The organism is Methylobacterium sp. CM6241 (genome assembly GCF_054817845.1).
Window position 1 is genome coordinate 1,984,995 of record NZ_CM139246.1, and the last position, 15,393, is coordinate 2,000,387.

Below are 15,393 nucleotides of genomic sequence, written 5' to 3' on the forward strand. Positions count from 1 at the left end.
ACGGGCCTCAGGTTCGTCCGGCGTCTTCCTTGGGACGGCGCCGGTTGAAGGCGGTGTCGGCGAGGCCGAACAGCGTCAGGGCGAAAAGGGCGACGCCCTGCGTGAAGAACAGGATCAGATAGAGCCCGAACAGGAGGGCCATGCGTCCGGGCCGGCCACGGCTGCGGTCGTGGAAGGCGGCGAGGCCCTGCATGGCGAAGGCGGCGGTCAGCGCACCGATGAGGCAAACGCCGAGGACGCCCGGATAGCCCGGCACCAGGGCCAGCACGAAGGCCGCTCCCAGGATGCCGAGGACGGAGCGCGGCATCGCGGTGGAGGGGATGTCTGGCCAGGGCCGAGGCAAGCGGCCGGAAATGCGCACGATTCGGCCCGCGGCCCAGAGATAGAAGGTGAGCAGCACGGCAAGACCCTGCGTCGCCAGTCCGGGGGCGATCGTCGCCAGGGCATCCGCCACCGCGTTCTGCTGGTCGGTGCCGGGTTCGGCGGAGGGCGCCGTCTTCGTATCCGATTCCACCTGGGTCGCGGGCGTCTCTGTGGGCGTGGGACTCTCGGAGGCCGAGGGGTTCCCCGTCGTCGAAGGGGTTCCTGCAGGTGCAGCGGCGGGGGGCGTCGCACGGGTCTTGCCCTGCATCGTCACCAGCGTGCGCGTCATCCCGCGCAACTGGGTCTGGAAGGTCTCGAAGTTCGGCGACGCGATGACCGCGATGGCGACGAAGGCGAGCCCGGCCGTGCCGGCGGTCCAGGCGAGAAGCCGCCCGGTCGGGTACCATTCCATGGTGCCGTCGGCATTCGGGCGGCCGAGCAGGGCGAGATAGGCCAGCCACCAGGCCGGCAGCGCCAGATAGGCGAGGAAGCCGAGGCCGAGGAAGGGCTGCAGGAAGGAGAGCGCGATGGCGCCCGTGATCGCAGCGACGAGGGCGGCCTTGTGGCTCCAGCCGAGGCCCACGATCAGGATCGGGAGCGGGGCGAGCAGGTAGAGAACGATCGACAGCAAAGTGCCCTTCAGCAGGACGCCGAAGAGGAGTGCGGAGACGAGGCCCGCGCCGATGCCGATACCGAGAAACTGTGTCATCGATCCCGCTGTCCCGCTGTCCCCGAAAAGGGCAGGGTTAGAGGCGTTTCATTTCGCCCCAACGACGTCCGGCAGCGCGCATGCGGCCGATACGAAGAATGTTTCCGCCGACCTGTGGCAGCGGAAGTGAAGATTCTGCGTCGCCGCGCGGGCGGCGGGCGTCCTGGCCCGGATCGAACCGAGCCAGGACGATGGTCTTACTTGATCACGTAGGGGAGGAAGCCGAGGAAGCGGGCGCGCTTGATCGCCTGGGCGAGTTCACGCTGCTTCTTGGCCGACACCGCCGTGATGCGCGACGGCACGATCTTGCCGCGCTCGGAGACGTAGCGCGACAGGAGCTTGACGTCCTTGTAGTCGATCTTGGGAGCGTTCGCGCCCGAGAACGGGCAGGTCTTGCGACGACGGAAGAAGGGACGACGTCCGCCGCCCGCACCACCACCACCACCACCAGCGGCAGGAGCCGCACCAGGTCCAGCACCGAAACCCATGGCTTAGTTCTCCCCGCCGAAGCTGCGCTCGGGACGGTCGCCGCGATCACCGCGGTCGCCACGATCCCGGTCGCCACCGAATCCACCACCACCGAAGCCTTCGTCGTCACGACGACGGCCGCGCTCACGATCCTTACGGTCGTCGCGGTCGCGCTTCTGCATCATCGCCGACGGCTCGGACTCGAGCTCTTCGACGCGGACAGTCATGAAGCGCAGGACGTCCTCGGAGATCTGCATCTGGCGCTCCATCTCGGCGAGAGCCGCCGGGGGGGCGTCGACGTTGAGGAGCGTGAAATGCGCCTTGCGGTTCTTCTTGATGCGGTAGGCGAGGGACTTCACGCCCCACATCTCGATCTTCTCGACCTTGCCGCCATTGGCTTCGATGACGCCCTTGTAGGTCTCGACCATGGTCTCGACCTGCTGGGCCGTCACGTCCTGGCGCGCCAGGAAGACGTGTTCGTAGAGAGGCATAACGGGCCCTTCATAGCAAAAGGGGCCCGACGGCACGGATGTGCGGATGTCGATCGTCGGGCCGGTTCAACGCGTTTCACCCGGCGCCAAGCCCTTCGAGCCGTTTGAAGGCCCGAGCGGTTGATCGAAGGCGGAGACACGGGACGATGGAGCGAACTCCGCATGCCGGACAAGCCGGCACCGTCCGTTCAGCCCCCAGCCGGAGCGAACGCGAGCTGCGGCGCATAGACGAGTTCGGGCGGGATGGCAAGGATGACGGTAGACATGATCGCCCCGATCCCAGCGGCAAGGAAGCCCGCGAATCGATCCGCATCCGATGATAGAGGAGCCGCCGGAACGCGCACGCCATGTTGGAGGATCGCCGATGTCAGCTATGAAACGAGCCGTGGCCCTCCTGCTCTGTCTCTTTGCGTCCGGCCCGGCCATCGCCGACGAGCCCGTGCTGCAGACGGTCGATTACGCCAATACGCGCTATTCGAAGCTCGACCAGATCAACGCCAGCAACGTGAAGCAGTTGCAGGTGGCCTGGACGTTCTCGACCGGTGTCCTGCGCGGCCACGAAGGCTCGCCGCTCGTCATCGGCAACATGATGTACGTGCACACCCCCTTCCCGAACATCGTCTACGCCCTGGACCTCGACAAGGACGGCGTGATCGTCTGGAAGTACGAGCCCAAGCAGGACCCGAGCGTCATCCCGGTGATGTGCTGTGACACGGTCAACCGTGGCCTGGCCTATGCCGACGGCGCGATCATCCTGCACCAGGCCGACACCACCGTCGTCTCGCTCGACGCCAAGTCCGGCAAGGTGAACTGGTCCGTCGTCAACGGCGACCCGAAGAAGGGTGAGACCAACACCGCGACGGTTCTGCCGGTCAAGGACAAGATCATCGTCGGCATCTCCGGCGGCGAGTTCGGCGTGAACTGCCACGTCACCGCCTACGATTCCAAGTCGGGCAAGAAGGTGTGGCGCGGCTACTCCCAGGGCCCCGATGCCGACATGATCATGGACCCGGAGAAGACGACGTCTCTCGGCAAGCCGGTCGGCAAGGATTCCTCGCTGAAGACCTGGGAAGGCGATCAGTGGAAGACGGGCGGCGGCTGCACCTGGGGCTGGTTCTCCTACGATCCCAAGCTCGACCTGATGTATTACGGCTCGGGCAACCCCTCGACCTGGAACCCCAAGCAGCGTCCGGGCGACAACAAGTGGTCGATGACCATCTGGGCACGTAACCCCGACACGGGTGCGGCCAAGTGGGTCTACCAGATGACCCCGCACGACGAGTGGGATTACGACGGCATCAACGAGATGATCCTCACGGATCAGAAGATCGACGGTAAGGATCGTCCGCTCCTCACCCACTTCGATCGTAACGGCTTCGGCTACACGTTGGATCGGAGCACCGGCGAATTGCTGGTGGCGGAAAAATTCGATCCGGTGGTGAACTGGGCTTCCAAGGTCGACATGGACAAGGGCTCCAAGACCTATGGTCGGCCGGTGGTCGATCCGCGCTACTCACCGGAAGCCAAGGGTGAGGACGAGACCACCGTGGGGATCTGCCCCGGTGCCATCGGCGCCAAGAACGAGCAGCCTGCCGCCTATTCGCCCGACACGCAGCTGTTCTACGTGCCCACAAACCACATCTGCATGAGCTACGAGCCGTTCCAGGTGAGCTACACCCCCGGCATTCCCTATGTCGGCGCCACCGTCACCCTCCAGCCGCATGAGAGCGGCCCGGAGACCGGGCGTTTCATCGCCTGGGACGGCACCGGGGGAAAGGTCGTCTGGTCGAACACCGAGCCGTTCTCGGTCTGGTCGGGTGCCCTCGCTACCGCCGGCGACGTGGTGTTCTACGGAACGCTGGAAGGCTACCTGAAGGCCGTCGACGCGCGCACGGGCCGCGAACTCTACCGGTTCAAGACGCCGTCGGGCATCATCGGCAACGTGACGACCTACCTCCATCGCGGCAGGCAATACGTCGCCGTGCTCTCGGGCGTCGGCGGCTGGGCAGGGATCGGGCTCGCTGCCGGCCTCACCGATCCGGCGGACGGAGCCGGCGCGGTGGGCGGCTATGCCGGCCTGTCGCGCTACACGGCGCTGGGCGGCCAGCTCACTGTCTTCGCCCTGCCCGAATCGCGGGGCTGACGTCTCACGAGACGCTCGTCACGCCCTCGCGTGCCCGGAGCGCGGTCACGATCTCGTCGAAGCTCTTATCCGGGATATGCACGTAGGACACCTCGATCGTATCGATCCCGTCCTCCTCCGTCGGCTGCGCCACGAATTGTACGAGGCGGGAGGCGAAGGGACTGGACATCGTTCGCAGGGACTCGATGGTGATCACCCCGCGCTTGGCCATGATGGTGAGGGTCCGCGTCTGCGCCCGCTCGCGGTAGCGCTTCTCCAGGGGCTTCATCCCAGCGAGGATCAGCAGCACGATGACGGTCGTAGCGGTCGCCGCCACATAGAGGCCGGTTCCTGCAGCGAGGCCGATGGCGGCCACGGCCCAGAGTCCGGCCGCAGTGGTGAGACCCTTCACCATCTCCCCGCGAAGCATGATCGTCCCGGCGCCGAGGAAGCCGATGCCGGACACCACTTGCGCCGCCATGCGGGAGGGATCGAGGCTGACGTTCGGGGTGCCGAGGATGTCGGAGAAGCCGAAGGCCGAGACGATGACGATCAGGCAGGAGCCGACGCAGACGAGCATATGCGTCCGCATACCCGCCGCCCAGACGTGGCGCTCACGCTCGAAACCCACGGCGCTGCCGAGCAATGCCGCGAGGAGGAGACGGCCCAGGATCTCGAAATTGCCGATCACGCGCTGTCCATCCGCTCAGAGCCAGTCGGTCGCTCCTAAGCAGAGACGGGGACGGCGACAATCCTGCCGCCGTCCCTATTCACCTGTCGAAAGACCTATTTGTCGGGCTTCTCGGAAATGATGGCGCCGGTTTTCGGATCGGCGTGGAATTCCATCTTCACGCCGTTCTTCATGCCCTCGCCCTCCCAATGGCCGTCATCCGCCTCGAACTCGGTGATGTCGGTATAGCCGGCCGCCATCAGCTTCTGCTTGACCTGCTCGGCCGGCATCCAGTCCGCGCCGGGCTTGTCCGCAAGGGCAATGCCGGTGGATCCGGCGGTCAGGAGAAGTGCGAGGAGTGCGGGTTTCAGGGCTCTCATGGGTTCCTCCGGGGTTTCTTCTGTGCGGTTTTGTTTGCCGTCTAAGGGCAAACACCCACACGGGTTTTCCGGTTCCGGAGAAGAATCGCCAGAGAGAGGGATCACCCGAGGAAGGAATCACCTGAGGGAGGCGGCGATGGCCTGCTGGATGCCGAGGATGTCGGCGCCGCGCTTGAGCGTCTTCCGGATCGGCTCGGGCCGTCCCGAGACCCAGATCGCCAGTTCCGAATCGAAGTCGAAACTGCCCGCCGTTTCCACCGAGAAACAGGTGATCGCCCGGTAGGGCACGGTCATGTAGGTGACCTTGCGCCCGGTCATGCCCTGCTTGTCCACCAGGATCAGCCGCCGATCGGTGAAGACGATGAGGTCGCGGATCACCCGGAACGCCACCTGCACCGTCTCGCCCTGGGTGAGAACGCCGCCGAGCGCCTCGTGCACCTCCTGCGGGGAGAGGTCGCTGCCATGGCCGAAGAGCCCGTCGAGAATTCCCATTGCGCCGCCTATCCCGAAAATGCCGCCTGACCCCTATCTAGGGACGAAACGGCCGTGCGCATCGCCTGCCGGTCGTCCTTCGTCGCGGGAAGCGCCTGCCGTCCGGAGTTACCTGATGTCCGCCAAAGCACCTGTTCCCCTTCGCCTCGGCGTGAACATCGACCACGTCGCCACCGTGCGTAACGCTCGCGGCGGCATCCATCCCGATCCCGTCGCTGCCGCCCTACTGGCCGTCGAAGCCGGGGCGGACGGCATCACCGCGCATCTGCGCGAGGACCGCCGGCATATCCGTGACGGGGATATCGAGGCGCTGATGGCGCGGCTCTCGGTGCCGCTCAATTTCGAGATGGCGGCCACCGACGAGATGGTGGGGATCGCCACTCGCCTGCGGCCGCACGCCTCCTGCCTCGTTCCAGAGAAGCGCGAAGAGCGCACCACCGAGGGCGGCCTCGACATCGTCGGGCAGGCGGCCCATCTCGCGCCCCGAATCGCCGCCCTGTCGAGTGCCGGGATCCGCGTTTCGCTGTTCGTCGAGCCCGACGAGGCGGTGATGGACGCGGCGCTCCGCCTGGAGGCGCCGGTGGTCGAGCTTCATACGGGAAGCTATTGCGAAGCGGTCGCCGAGGGCGACGGCGCACGGGTCGCGCATGAGCTTGCCCGCATCGCGCGGGCCGCCGCCTATGGCTCCGGAATCGGCCTCGAAGTCCATGCCGGGCACGGTCTCGCCCTCGACAGCGTCGGTCCGGTGGCGGCGCTGCCGCAACTCGCCGAACTCAATATCGGCCACTCGCTCATCGGCGAGGCGATCTTTCACGGGTTGGCTCAGGCGATCCGCGACATGCGCGCCGCCATGGATCGGGCTCGGACGGGGATCGCGGCATGATCGTCGGCATCGGCTCGGACCTCTGCGACATCCGCCGGATCGAACGGTCCCTCGAGCGCTACGGCGAGCGCTTCACCCATCGGGTCTATACCGATGGCGAGCGCGCCAAGTCGGACCGTCGCGCCGCCCGCGCACCGTCCTATGCGAGGCGCTTCGCCGCCAAGGAGGCCTGTGCCAAGGCGCTCGGCACCGGCATGAGCCACGGCGTTTTCTGGCGCGACATGGAGGTGGTGAGCCTGCCGGGAGGGGCACCGACCCTGCGCCTCACCGGGGGCGCGGCGGAGCGTCTGCGGGCGCTGATTCCCGCCGGGCACACGGCCAAGATCCACGTGACGCTCACCGACGATCCGCCCATGGCGCAAGCATTCGTGATCATCGAGGCCTTGCCCTCCTCGCTGCCGTCGCCGATGGCGGATGCTGAGCCGGCCACTGCTCGCGTTGCGGCTCCCGACGGCATGGTCTAGACCGCCGGTCATCACCGACAGTCGATCGGGTTCGCGCGTCGAGCCGGAGATTGCAGACAGATGGAACGAGCGCGCGTGGATCACCAGACGAAGCGAGACCTGAGGGCGGCCGATACGGGCGCCTGGGCGAGCATCAAGGAAACGGTCAAGGTCGGCGTCCAGGCGCTACTGATCGCCCTCGTTGTGCGCACGCTGCTCTTCCAGCCGTTCAACATTCCTTCGGGATCGCTGGTTCCGACGCTTCTCGTGGGCGACTACCTGTTCGTGTCCAAGTACTCCTACGGATATTCCAAATACTCGCTGCCCTTGAGCGAGTACCTGACGTTCAAGGCCGATGGCCGGATCTGGGCGGCCGAGCCCAAGCGCGGCGACATCGCCGTATTCAAACTGCCGAAGGACAATGCCACCGACTACATCAAGCGCGTCATCGGCCTGCCCGGCGACAAGATCCAGATGAAGGCCGGCATTCTCTACATCAACGATGTGGCGGTGAAGCGTGAGCGTATCGCCCCCTACGAGACCACCGGTCCGTACGGCGAGGAAACGAAGGTCGAGCAATATACCGAGACCCTGCCGAATGGCGTGGTGCATCAGGTGATCGAGCGCGAGGGCGATAACGGCTACTGGGACAACACCGAGCCCTATCTCGTGCCGCCCGGCCGCTATTTCATGATGGGCGACAACCGCGACAATTCCACGGATTCGCGCGACCTCGCCAATGTCGGCTTCGTCCCGTTCGAGAATTTCGTCGGCCGCGCCGAGATGATCTTCTTCTCCATCGACGAAGGCACCCCGGCCTGGCAGATTTGGCAATGGCCGGCGAAGGTGCGGTGGGGCCGCATCTTCAGCAGCATCCATTAGGACGATCGACCGTGAGTGAGGAGACGCGTCCTTCCAGCCGGGCGCGTCGCGCACCGCGACCCAAGCCCGGCCTGAACGTGCTCGAAGAGCGGATCGGCCACGTCTTCGCCGACCGTAGCCTTCTGTCGCTGGCCCTGACCCATGTCAGCAAGGCCGGCGGTGGCGGACGGGTGGGAAGCTACCAGCGCCTCGAATTTCTCGGCGACCGTGTGCTCGGCCTCGCCATCGCGGACCTCCTCTACGAAGCCTTCCCGCAGGCCGATGAAGGCGACCTGTCGCGGCGTCTCGCCGGGCTCGTGCGCCGGGAGACCTGTGCCTCGGTCGCCACGGCCTGGGATGTCGGGCCCCATCTCGCCCTCGGCCCGGGAGAGATTCAAAGCGGCGGCCGCCGCAACCAGACGATCCTGGCCGATGCCTGCGAATCGATCCTCGGCGCGGTCTTCCTCGACGCCGGATACGAGACGGCGAAGGCCATCGTGGCCACGGCTTTCGCGCCCGGCACCGACACGGCGGCACCGCGCGGACGTGACGCGAAATCCGCCTTGCAGGAATGGGCGATGGGGCGCGCCCTGCCGATCCCGGTCTACGAGGTCGTGGAGCGGTCCGGCCCGGACCACGCCCCCGTCTTCAGGATCGCCGCGCGTGTCGAGGGCCTCGAGCCCGGATACGGCACCGGCCCCTCGAAACGCCTCGCCGAGCAGGAGGCCGCCCGCCTCGTGCTCGAGCGCGAGGTTCACGGCACGGGCCCTCAGGCCGGCGTCACCCCACGGAACGGAATGGAGACGTCGGCGGACGTCGGTGAAGAGAGCGACCCCGATGCCTGACGATCACAACGATTTCGACGACGAAGACGACCTGCCCCGGCAGGCTCCAATGCCCGAGATCAAGCCGCTGCCGGTCATCCCGGCCGATTCGAGCGCGGGCTTCGTCGCCCTGATCGGCGTACCCAATGCCGGCAAGTCGACCCTGCTCAACAGCCTCGTGGGCACCAAGGTCTCCATCGTCTCACGCAAGGTCCAGACGACCCGGGCACTCGTGCGCGGCATCGTCATGGAGGGCAGTGCCCAGATCATCCTGGTGGACACGCCCGGCATCTTCGCGCCCAAGCGCCGCCTCGACCGGGCGATGGTGCATTCCGCCTGGAGCGGTGCCGCCGATGCCGACGCGGTCTGCCTGCTGGTCGATGCCCGCAAGGGCGTCACCGAGGAGGTCGAGGCTATCCTCGCCCGTCTGCCCGAGGTGCGCCAACCCAAGGCTCTGATCCTCAACAAGATCGACCTGATCCCGCGCGACCGGCTGCTGGCCCTGGCTGCCTCGCTCAACGAGCGCATCGCCTTCGCGCATACGTTCATGATCTCCGCGCTCAACGGCGACGGAATCGATACGCTGAGGAAGACCCTGGCGGGGATGATGCAGCCCGGCCCTTGGCTCTACCCGGAGGATCAGGTTTCGGATGCACCGCTCCGCATGCTCGCCGCCGAGATCACGCGCGAGAAGCTCTATGACCGGCTCCACGAGGAGCTGCCCTACCGCTCCACCGTCGAGACCGACCAATGGGTGGTGAAGACCGATGGTTCGGTGCGGATCGAGCAGACGATCTTCGTGGAGCGCGAGAGCCAGCGCTCCATCGTGCTCGGCAAGGGCGGCCAGACCATCAAGGCGATCGGGCAGGCGGCCCGGCGCGAGATCGCTGAGGCGGCCGATCAACCCGTCCACCTGTTCCTGCATGTGAAGGTGCGCGAGAACTGGGCCGATGATCCGGCACGCTATCGGGAGATGGGGCTCGAATTCCCGCGCGGATAGGTGATGGGCTGGTGCGTCACGATACGGTTCGAGGTATCCAGAGCCGCTTCGTGCTGCATTGCCGCATAACTTGCAGTAACGTTCCGCACAGCGTCGCCGTTTTTGAAACGCAGGTTAAAGAACGAGGCCTGTTTGGGATGTTTATGCATGGAAGAGCTTGGCAATGACTTGACACGGTGTTGCCAACCGATTCGCTCGATTTTGTAAATTTATCGGATCTGGCGAAGATAACCTTTTCTTCGGGGCCATCGCCGGCTACCAATCGCGAAGCCGGACTCGATTCCGAGTCGTGGCGCCCAATATCCTTCCTCTTAACGCCCAACTCTCGAGGCGCGCGCGCTGTCGCGCCGGATCCATGAATGATGCCTGCTCCCACCGTCCCGGATGCTGTCTATGGGTCTCCTCCTCCCGAACTGGCCGACGTGTCCGCAGGGGCGGCCCAACTCTCGCCGCTGATCCCCGGTTCTGTCCGCCTCGAGGACATCGCCGAGGGTAGCCTCGAGAGCGTGACCATGCTGGCCCCGGCGGGGACGATCGAGCGTCGCTATGCCTTGTCCCTATCTCTGCGCGCCTTGCGTCCGGGTGGGCGCCTGCGCGCGCTTGCGCCGAAGGATAAGGGTGGGGCCCGTCTCGGCCGCGAGCTGAAGGAATTCGGCTGTGAGCCGGCCGAGACGGCCAAGCGGCATCATCGGATCTGCGAGGTCGCCCGACCCGCCGCGATCATCGACCTCGACGAGGTGATCCAGGAAGGCGCGCCGCGCCACATCGACAACCTCGCCCTCTGCACGCAGCCCGGCGTCTTCTCCTGGGACCGGCTCGACCCGGGCACCGCTTTGCTCCTGGCCAACCTGCCGTCGCTTTCGGGCCGGGGTGCGGATTTCGGCTGCGGGATCGGCGTCCTTGCCCGCGCCGTCCTGGCCTCCCAGGGCGTGACCGCACTGACCCTCATCGACATCGACCGGCGCGCCGTGGAGATGGCCCGCCGCAATGTCGGTGACCCGCGCGCGGATATTCGCTGGGCCGATATCCGTTCGGCCGACGTAGTGCTGGAGCGCCTCGACTTCGTCGTCATGAACCCGCCCTTCCACGATGGTGGGATCGAGGACCGTTTCCTCGGCGAAGTCTTCATCCGCCGCGCTGCCGAGACCCTGAGGCCCGGCGGCACGCTCTGGCTCACCGCCAACGCGCATCTGCCCTACGAGGCGCCGCTGAACGCCGCCTTCAGGAACGTCACGCTCAAGGCCTCGGCCGGCGGCTACAAGATCTACGAAGCGCGCAAGTGAAACCACGGAACGTGAAAGTGAGCACCGGTCGTTGAGCAAGAGCCCGAGCCTCAGGCTCGATCGCCTGCTGGCGAATCTCGGATACGGCTCGCGCAGGGAGATCGGCCTTCTCGCCAAAGCCGGCCTCGTCGTGCTCGACGATGCGCCTCTGCGCGATGCCAGTCAGCGCATCACCGCGACGCCTGATCTGTCACAGCGCATGGTCGTGGATGGCGATCCCCTGGATCCGCCGCCGGGCCTCGCCCTGGTGATGAACAAGCCGCTCGGCGTGACATGCTCCCACAAGGAGGCCGGCCCCCTCGTCTATGGGCTCCTTCCCGAGCGCTGGCGCCGGCGTGATCCGGCCCTCTCCACCATCGGCCGCCTCGACAAGGAGACTTCGGGTCTCCTGTTGCTCACCGACGACGGGCCGTTCCTGCACAAGGTGATCTCGCCGAAATCGAAGGTCGCCAAGCGCTACCGCGTCGCCCTCGACCGTCCGCTCAAGGGCGACGAGGTCATGGTGCTGGGGAGCGGATCGATGCTGCTCGAAGGAGAGGACAAGCCCCTCCTGCCGGTGGAGATGGAGGTCGAGGACGAGACCCATGTGGTCGTGACCCTTCACGAGGGCCGCTATCATCAGGTCCGCCGCATGTTCGCGGCGCTCGGCAACCACGTCACCGCCCTGCATCGCGACCGGATCGGCGGCCTGACCCTGCCGGCCGATCTCGAAGCCGGAGCCTACCGCATCCTCAACGAGACGGATGTCGCGGCCTTGTTCGGCGAGGCGTCGGCGGCCTGATTCGCTCAGGCCGTCTCGGTGGGACGAAGCGGGGCGACTGGCGATGCCGAACTCGGACGGGCGGAGGTTCTGGCGAGACCTGGGTTACGTGCTCGGCCTCTGCGCGATCTGGGGCTTTGCACACTGGCAGATTCTGAGCGCCCTCCTATGGGGCGTGACCTTCTGCGATACAAAGGATCATCGGCGGAAGCGGCGATGGCTGTGGGATTGGTTCTCCGAATACGAGAACTGTCGTCTCGAAACGGATGTCTGGGTCTTTTGGCCGAGTCTCGTCCCGTGGATCGTACTCGGCCCGTTCTTTCTCGGCGGAACGCTGGTGTTCCTCTGGATTCAGCGCCACGGGCGCAACTGAACTCCCATCGTCTTGCCTCGGCGGATATCCTCTGCTAAGGCCCCGCCCATTCCACACGCGGAGCCGGCCTCATGCCTGAATGAGGCGTTTCCGGTGATCGTCCCTTTCGAGGGTCGGTCGCTTCCTCCGCGGCGGCATCAACCGGAAGAGAAAACGATCATGGCCGTTGATTTCACGATGCGTCAGCTCCTCGAAGCGGGCGCCCATTTCGGACACCAGTCTCACCGCTGGAACCCGAAGATGCAGACCTACATCTTCGGTACCCGCAACAACATCCACATCATCGATCTCGCCCAGACTGTGCCGGCCCTTCACCAGGCCCTGCAGGCCGTGAGCGACACCGTCGCCAAGGGCGGCCGTGTGCTGTTCGTCGGCACCAAGCGTCAGGCCGCCGATACGATCGCGGAAGCCGCCAAGCGTTCGGCCCAGTACTACGTCAATTCCCGTTGGCTCGGCGGCATGCTGACCAACTGGAAGACCATTTCGGGCTCGATCGCCCGTCTGCGCAAGGTCGACGAGACCCTCGAAGGCGGCGGCCAGGGCCTCACCAAGAAAGAGCGCCTGATGCTGTCCCGTGAGAAGGACAAGCTCGAGAAGGCTCTCGGCGGCATCAAGGACATGGGCGGCGTGCCCGACCTGCTGTTCGTGATCGACACCAACAAGGAGCAGCTCGCGATCAAGGAGGCCCAGCGCCTCGGGATCCCGGTGGCGGCCATCGTCGACACCAACTGCAACCCCGACGGCATCACCTACGTCGTGCCCGCGAACGACGATGCCGGCCGCGCGATCTCGCTCTATTGCGACCTCATCGCCCGCGCCGCCATCGACGGTATCTCCCGCGGCCAGGGCTCCAGCGGCATCGACCTCGGTGCCTCCGAGGCTCCGACTGCCGAAGAGCTTCCCGAGGAAGAGGCTGCTCTCTCGGTCGAGTCCGGCGCTCTCGATCCCGCCGACGTGGCCGCTCTGGTGGAATCCACCGAGCATTTCGAACTGCTCTCGGCTCCCCGCGGCGCTCCGGACGACCTGTCCAAGCTCCATGGCGCCGGACCGCAGATCGTCCAGAAGCTCAACGATGCCGGCGTCTACCATTACTGGCAGATCGCCGCGATGACCGATGCCGAGGTCGCCAAGGTCGATGCCGATCTGAAGCTCAACGGCCGCATCAGCCGCGATGGCTGGGTCGACCAGGCCCGTGGCTTCGCCGAGGCTGCTGCCGCCGCCTGATCGCCCAGGCATCCCGGTGACGGGATGCCGCCGATGACGTCGAACCAATCCACGAAGCCCGGCGCTCCTAGCGCCGGGCTCCTTTATCATTTGAGACAGACCCGAAGAGAGGACTCGCCATGGCCAACATCACCGCCGCATTGGTGAAAGAGCTCCGCGAAAAGACCGGCGCGGGCATGATGGACTGCAAGGGCGCGCTGAACGAGACGGATGGCGACATCGAAGCCGCCGTCGACTGGCTGCGCAAGAAGGGCCTGGCCAAGGCCGCCAAGAAGGCCGGCCGCGTCGCCGCCGAGGGCCTCGTCGCCGTCGAATCGTCGGGCCATCACGCCGCCATCGTCGAGGTGAATTCCGAGACCGACTTCGTTGCGCGCAACGACAGCTTCCAGGCCTTCGCCCGCGAAGCCGCCAAGCTCGCCCTCGACACCGACGGTTCGCTCGAAGGCCTCGAGGCCGCTCACTTCCCCGGTGGTTCGACCACGGTCAAGGAGTCGCTCTCCAGCCTCATCGCCACGATCGGCGAGAACATGACCCTGCGCCGCGTGGCCAAGCTCGACGTGACCAAGGGCGTGATCGCGTCCTACGTCCACGCTCAGGTCGCCGACGGCCTCGGCAAGATCGGCGTGCTGGTCGCGCTCGAATCCGAAGGCGACGTGGAGGTTCTCTCCACCCTCGGCCGTCAGATCGCCATGCACGTCGCTGCGACGAACCCGGTTGCGCTGGATGCCGCTGGCGTCGATCAGGCCGTGCTCGAGCGCGAGAGCAACATCCTGCGCGAGAAGAATGCCGGCAAGCCGGACCACGTCCTCGCCAAGATCGTCGAGAGCGGCCTGAAGAGCTACTACAAGGAGGTCACCCTCCTGGAGCAGCCCTTCGTGCATGACGGCTCGAAGACGATCACGCAGGTGCTGAAGGAAGCCGAGGGCAAGGCCGGCGCGCCGGTGAAGCTCACTGCTTTCGTGCGCTACGCGCTCGGCGAGGGCATCGAGAAGGAAGAGGCTCCCGATTTCGCCACCGAAGTCGCGGCTGCCGCGCGCGGCTGACGCCGCCAACCTTCTGGATCGACAACTGTTTCCTGGGACGGGCGGTGGCAGCGATGCCGCCGCCCGTTCCGCGTTTTCCGACCATCGATCCCGCCTCGTCTCTCCACAGGTCCGGCGACCGATCCCCGAGATGACACACTAAGACGCTCCTGCCCCTCGACCTTCGCGACCGCCTTGCGATAGACAGCGGGCGCTTCCGATTGAATCGTTCGGCCTTGCGCCGGTGCTTGAGGGGACTGGCGCCATGCCGGAGACCAAACCGTTTCGCCGCGTCCTCGTGAAGCTGTCGGGCGAGGCCCTGGCCGCCCCGGACGGGTACTGGCTGCATCCCCCGCTCCTGGCGGGCCTGGCGGACGATATCGCCAAGACCCTGGAGGCCGGCTTCCAGGTCGCTCTCGTGGTCGGGGGCGGTAACATGATCCGAGGCGCGCGCATCTCGTCGGCGGGGTGGATCGATCGCGCCACCGGCGACTCGCTGGGCATGATCGCCACGGTGATGAACTCCCTCGCCCTCGAGACGGCCCTCAATGCCGCCGGCGTGCCCGCCCGGACGATGTCCGCGGTGTCGATGCCGACGATCTGCGAGACTTATGCGCGTCAGCCGGCTCTGCACCATCTCGACAAGGGCCAGGTGGTGGTGCTGGCCGGAGGCACCGGCAACCCGTATTTTACCACCGATACCGCCGCCGTGCTCCGCGCGGCCGAGCTGCGCTGCGGCGCCGTGCTCAAGGCGACCCAGGTCGATGGCGTCTATTCGGCCGATCCGAAGAAAGATCCCTCGGCGGTGCGCTACGACCGCCTGACCCATGACGATGCCATCGCGCGCGACCTCAAGATCATGGATACCGCCGCCTTTGCGCTGGCCCGCGAGAGCCGCATCTCCATCGTCGTCGGCTCTGTTCATGCCCCGAGTTCGGTCACCGCGATCCTCACGGGGAACGCTCCTTCGACGCACGTCGTGCCCTGACGACATAGTATCTCAAGTATCGGGTTCGTCGTTGCGA

18 protein-coding genes are annotated in these 15,393 nt (G+C 66.2%); 12 read left to right on the forward strand and 6 right to left on the reverse strand.

The genetic code is table 11. The annotated features are described in order from the left end of the window. Positions 1-7: 7 nt before the first annotated feature. The 3 genes from ACYQR9_RS09210 to rpsF form a co-directional block, all read right to left on the reverse strand. Positions 8-1,072, reverse strand: coding sequence for a hypothetical protein (locus ACYQR9_RS09210; RefSeq protein WP_461229391.1), 1,065 nt, complete (start codon positions 1,070-1,072; stop codon positions 8-10). A gap of 197 nt (positions 1,073-1,269) precedes the next feature. Then, positions 1,270-1,560: a 30S ribosomal protein S18 gene (gene rpsR, locus ACYQR9_RS09215; RefSeq protein ID WP_461229392.1), complete on the reverse strand. Its 291-nt coding sequence runs from the start codon at positions 1,558-1,560 to the stop codon at positions 1,270-1,272. A gap of 3 nt (positions 1,561-1,563) precedes the next feature. Then, on the reverse strand, positions 1,564-2,031 hold the full coding sequence (gene rpsF, locus ACYQR9_RS09220) for a 30S ribosomal protein S6 (protein ID WP_018045048.1): 468 nt from the start codon (positions 2,029-2,031) through the stop codon (positions 1,564-1,566). Positions 2,032-2,404: 373 nt separating this feature from the next. On the opposite strand from rpsF, the gene xoxF5 reads away from it, so the two are divergent. After that, positions 2,405-4,174 (forward strand): lanthanide-dependent methanol dehydrogenase XoxF5, encoded by a 1,770-nt coding sequence (xoxF5, locus tag ACYQR9_RS09225; protein ID WP_461229762.1) that lies wholly within the window; start codon positions 2,405-2,407, stop codon positions 4,172-4,174. A 4-nt stretch (positions 4,175-4,178) separates the two neighbouring features. Here xoxF5 and ACYQR9_RS09230 read toward each other — a convergent pair whose 3' ends face one another. The 3 genes from ACYQR9_RS09230 to ACYQR9_RS09240 form a co-directional block, all read right to left on the reverse strand. Next, positions 4,179-4,844 (reverse strand): MgtC/SapB family protein, encoded by a 666-nt coding sequence (locus ACYQR9_RS09230; protein ID WP_461229393.1) that lies wholly within the window; start codon positions 4,842-4,844, stop codon positions 4,179-4,181. A 95-nt stretch (positions 4,845-4,939) separates the two neighbouring features. Continuing rightward, positions 4,940-5,203 (reverse strand): PepSY domain-containing protein, encoded by a 264-nt coding sequence (locus tag ACYQR9_RS09235; RefSeq protein ID WP_156467875.1) that lies wholly within the window; start codon positions 5,201-5,203, stop codon positions 4,940-4,942. A 117-nt stretch (positions 5,204-5,320) separates the two neighbouring features. Beyond that, positions 5,321-5,695 (reverse strand): PH domain-containing protein, encoded by a 375-nt coding sequence (locus tag ACYQR9_RS09240; protein WP_056431548.1) that lies wholly within the window; start codon positions 5,693-5,695, stop codon positions 5,321-5,323. 115 nt (positions 5,696-5,810) lie between these two features. Between ACYQR9_RS09240 and ACYQR9_RS09245 the strand changes: the two genes are divergently transcribed. The 11 genes from ACYQR9_RS09245 (at position 5,811) to pyrH (ending at position 15,356) form a co-directional block, all read left to right on the forward strand. Further along, the gene (locus tag ACYQR9_RS09245) at positions 5,811-6,578 is read left to right on the forward strand and encodes a pyridoxine 5'-phosphate synthase (RefSeq protein ID WP_461229394.1); all 768 of its coding nucleotides are present in this window, start codon (positions 5,811-5,813) and stop codon (positions 6,576-6,578) included. Further along, on the forward strand, positions 6,575-7,042 hold the full coding sequence (gene acpS, locus ACYQR9_RS09250; RefSeq protein WP_056431542.1) for a holo-ACP synthase: 468 nt from the start codon (positions 6,575-6,577) through the stop codon (positions 7,040-7,042). Before ACYQR9_RS09245 ends, acpS begins: the two co-directional genes overlap by 4 nt. A 60-nt stretch (positions 7,043-7,102) precedes the next feature. Next, on the forward strand, positions 7,103-7,903 hold the full coding sequence (gene lepB, locus ACYQR9_RS09255; RefSeq protein WP_461229395.1) for a signal peptidase I: 801 nt from the start codon (positions 7,103-7,105) through the stop codon (positions 7,901-7,903). Between the two features lie 11 nt (positions 7,904-7,914). Next, positions 7,915-8,727: a ribonuclease III gene (rnc, locus tag ACYQR9_RS09260; RefSeq protein ID WP_461220869.1), complete on the forward strand. Its 813-nt coding sequence runs from the start codon at positions 7,915-7,917 to the stop codon at positions 8,725-8,727. 49 nt (positions 8,728-8,776) lie between these two features. After that, on the forward strand, positions 8,777-9,706 hold the full coding sequence (era, locus tag ACYQR9_RS09265; RefSeq protein ID WP_156467881.1) for a GTPase Era: 930 nt from the start codon (positions 8,777-8,779) through the stop codon (positions 9,704-9,706). A gap of 359 nt (positions 9,707-10,065) precedes the next feature. Then, on the forward strand, positions 10,066-10,989 hold the full coding sequence (locus ACYQR9_RS09270) for a class I SAM-dependent methyltransferase (RefSeq protein WP_156467874.1): 924 nt from the start codon (positions 10,066-10,068) through the stop codon (positions 10,987-10,989). Between the two features lie 31 nt (positions 10,990-11,020). Further along, on the forward strand, positions 11,021-11,770 hold the full coding sequence (locus tag ACYQR9_RS09275; protein ID WP_207411503.1) for a pseudouridine synthase: 750 nt from the start codon (positions 11,021-11,023) through the stop codon (positions 11,768-11,770). An 88-nt stretch (positions 11,771-11,858) separates the two neighbouring features. Then, positions 11,859-12,122 carry a hypothetical protein gene (locus ACYQR9_RS09280; RefSeq protein ID WP_461229396.1) on the forward strand — a complete coding sequence of 88 codons (264 nt, stop codon included), beginning with the start codon at positions 11,859-11,861 and terminating at the stop codon, positions 12,120-12,122. 159 nt (positions 12,123-12,281) lie between these two features. Continuing rightward, on the forward strand, positions 12,282-13,346 hold the full coding sequence (locus ACYQR9_RS09285) for a 30S ribosomal protein S2 (RefSeq protein ID WP_056431618.1): 1,065 nt from the start codon (positions 12,282-12,284) through the stop codon (positions 13,344-13,346). Positions 13,347-13,465: 119 nt separating this feature from the next. Then, complete coding sequence (gene tsf, locus ACYQR9_RS09290) at positions 13,466-14,389, forward strand: translation elongation factor Ts (protein ID WP_056431526.1); 924 nt, start codon at positions 13,466-13,468, stop codon at positions 14,387-14,389. A gap of 244 nt (positions 14,390-14,633) precedes the next feature. Then, the gene (gene pyrH / locus ACYQR9_RS09295) at positions 14,634-15,356 is read left to right on the forward strand and encodes a UMP kinase (protein ID WP_461229397.1); all 723 of its coding nucleotides are present in this window, start codon (positions 14,634-14,636) and stop codon (positions 15,354-15,356) included. The last annotated feature ends 37 nt before the right edge of the window (positions 15,357-15,393 follow it).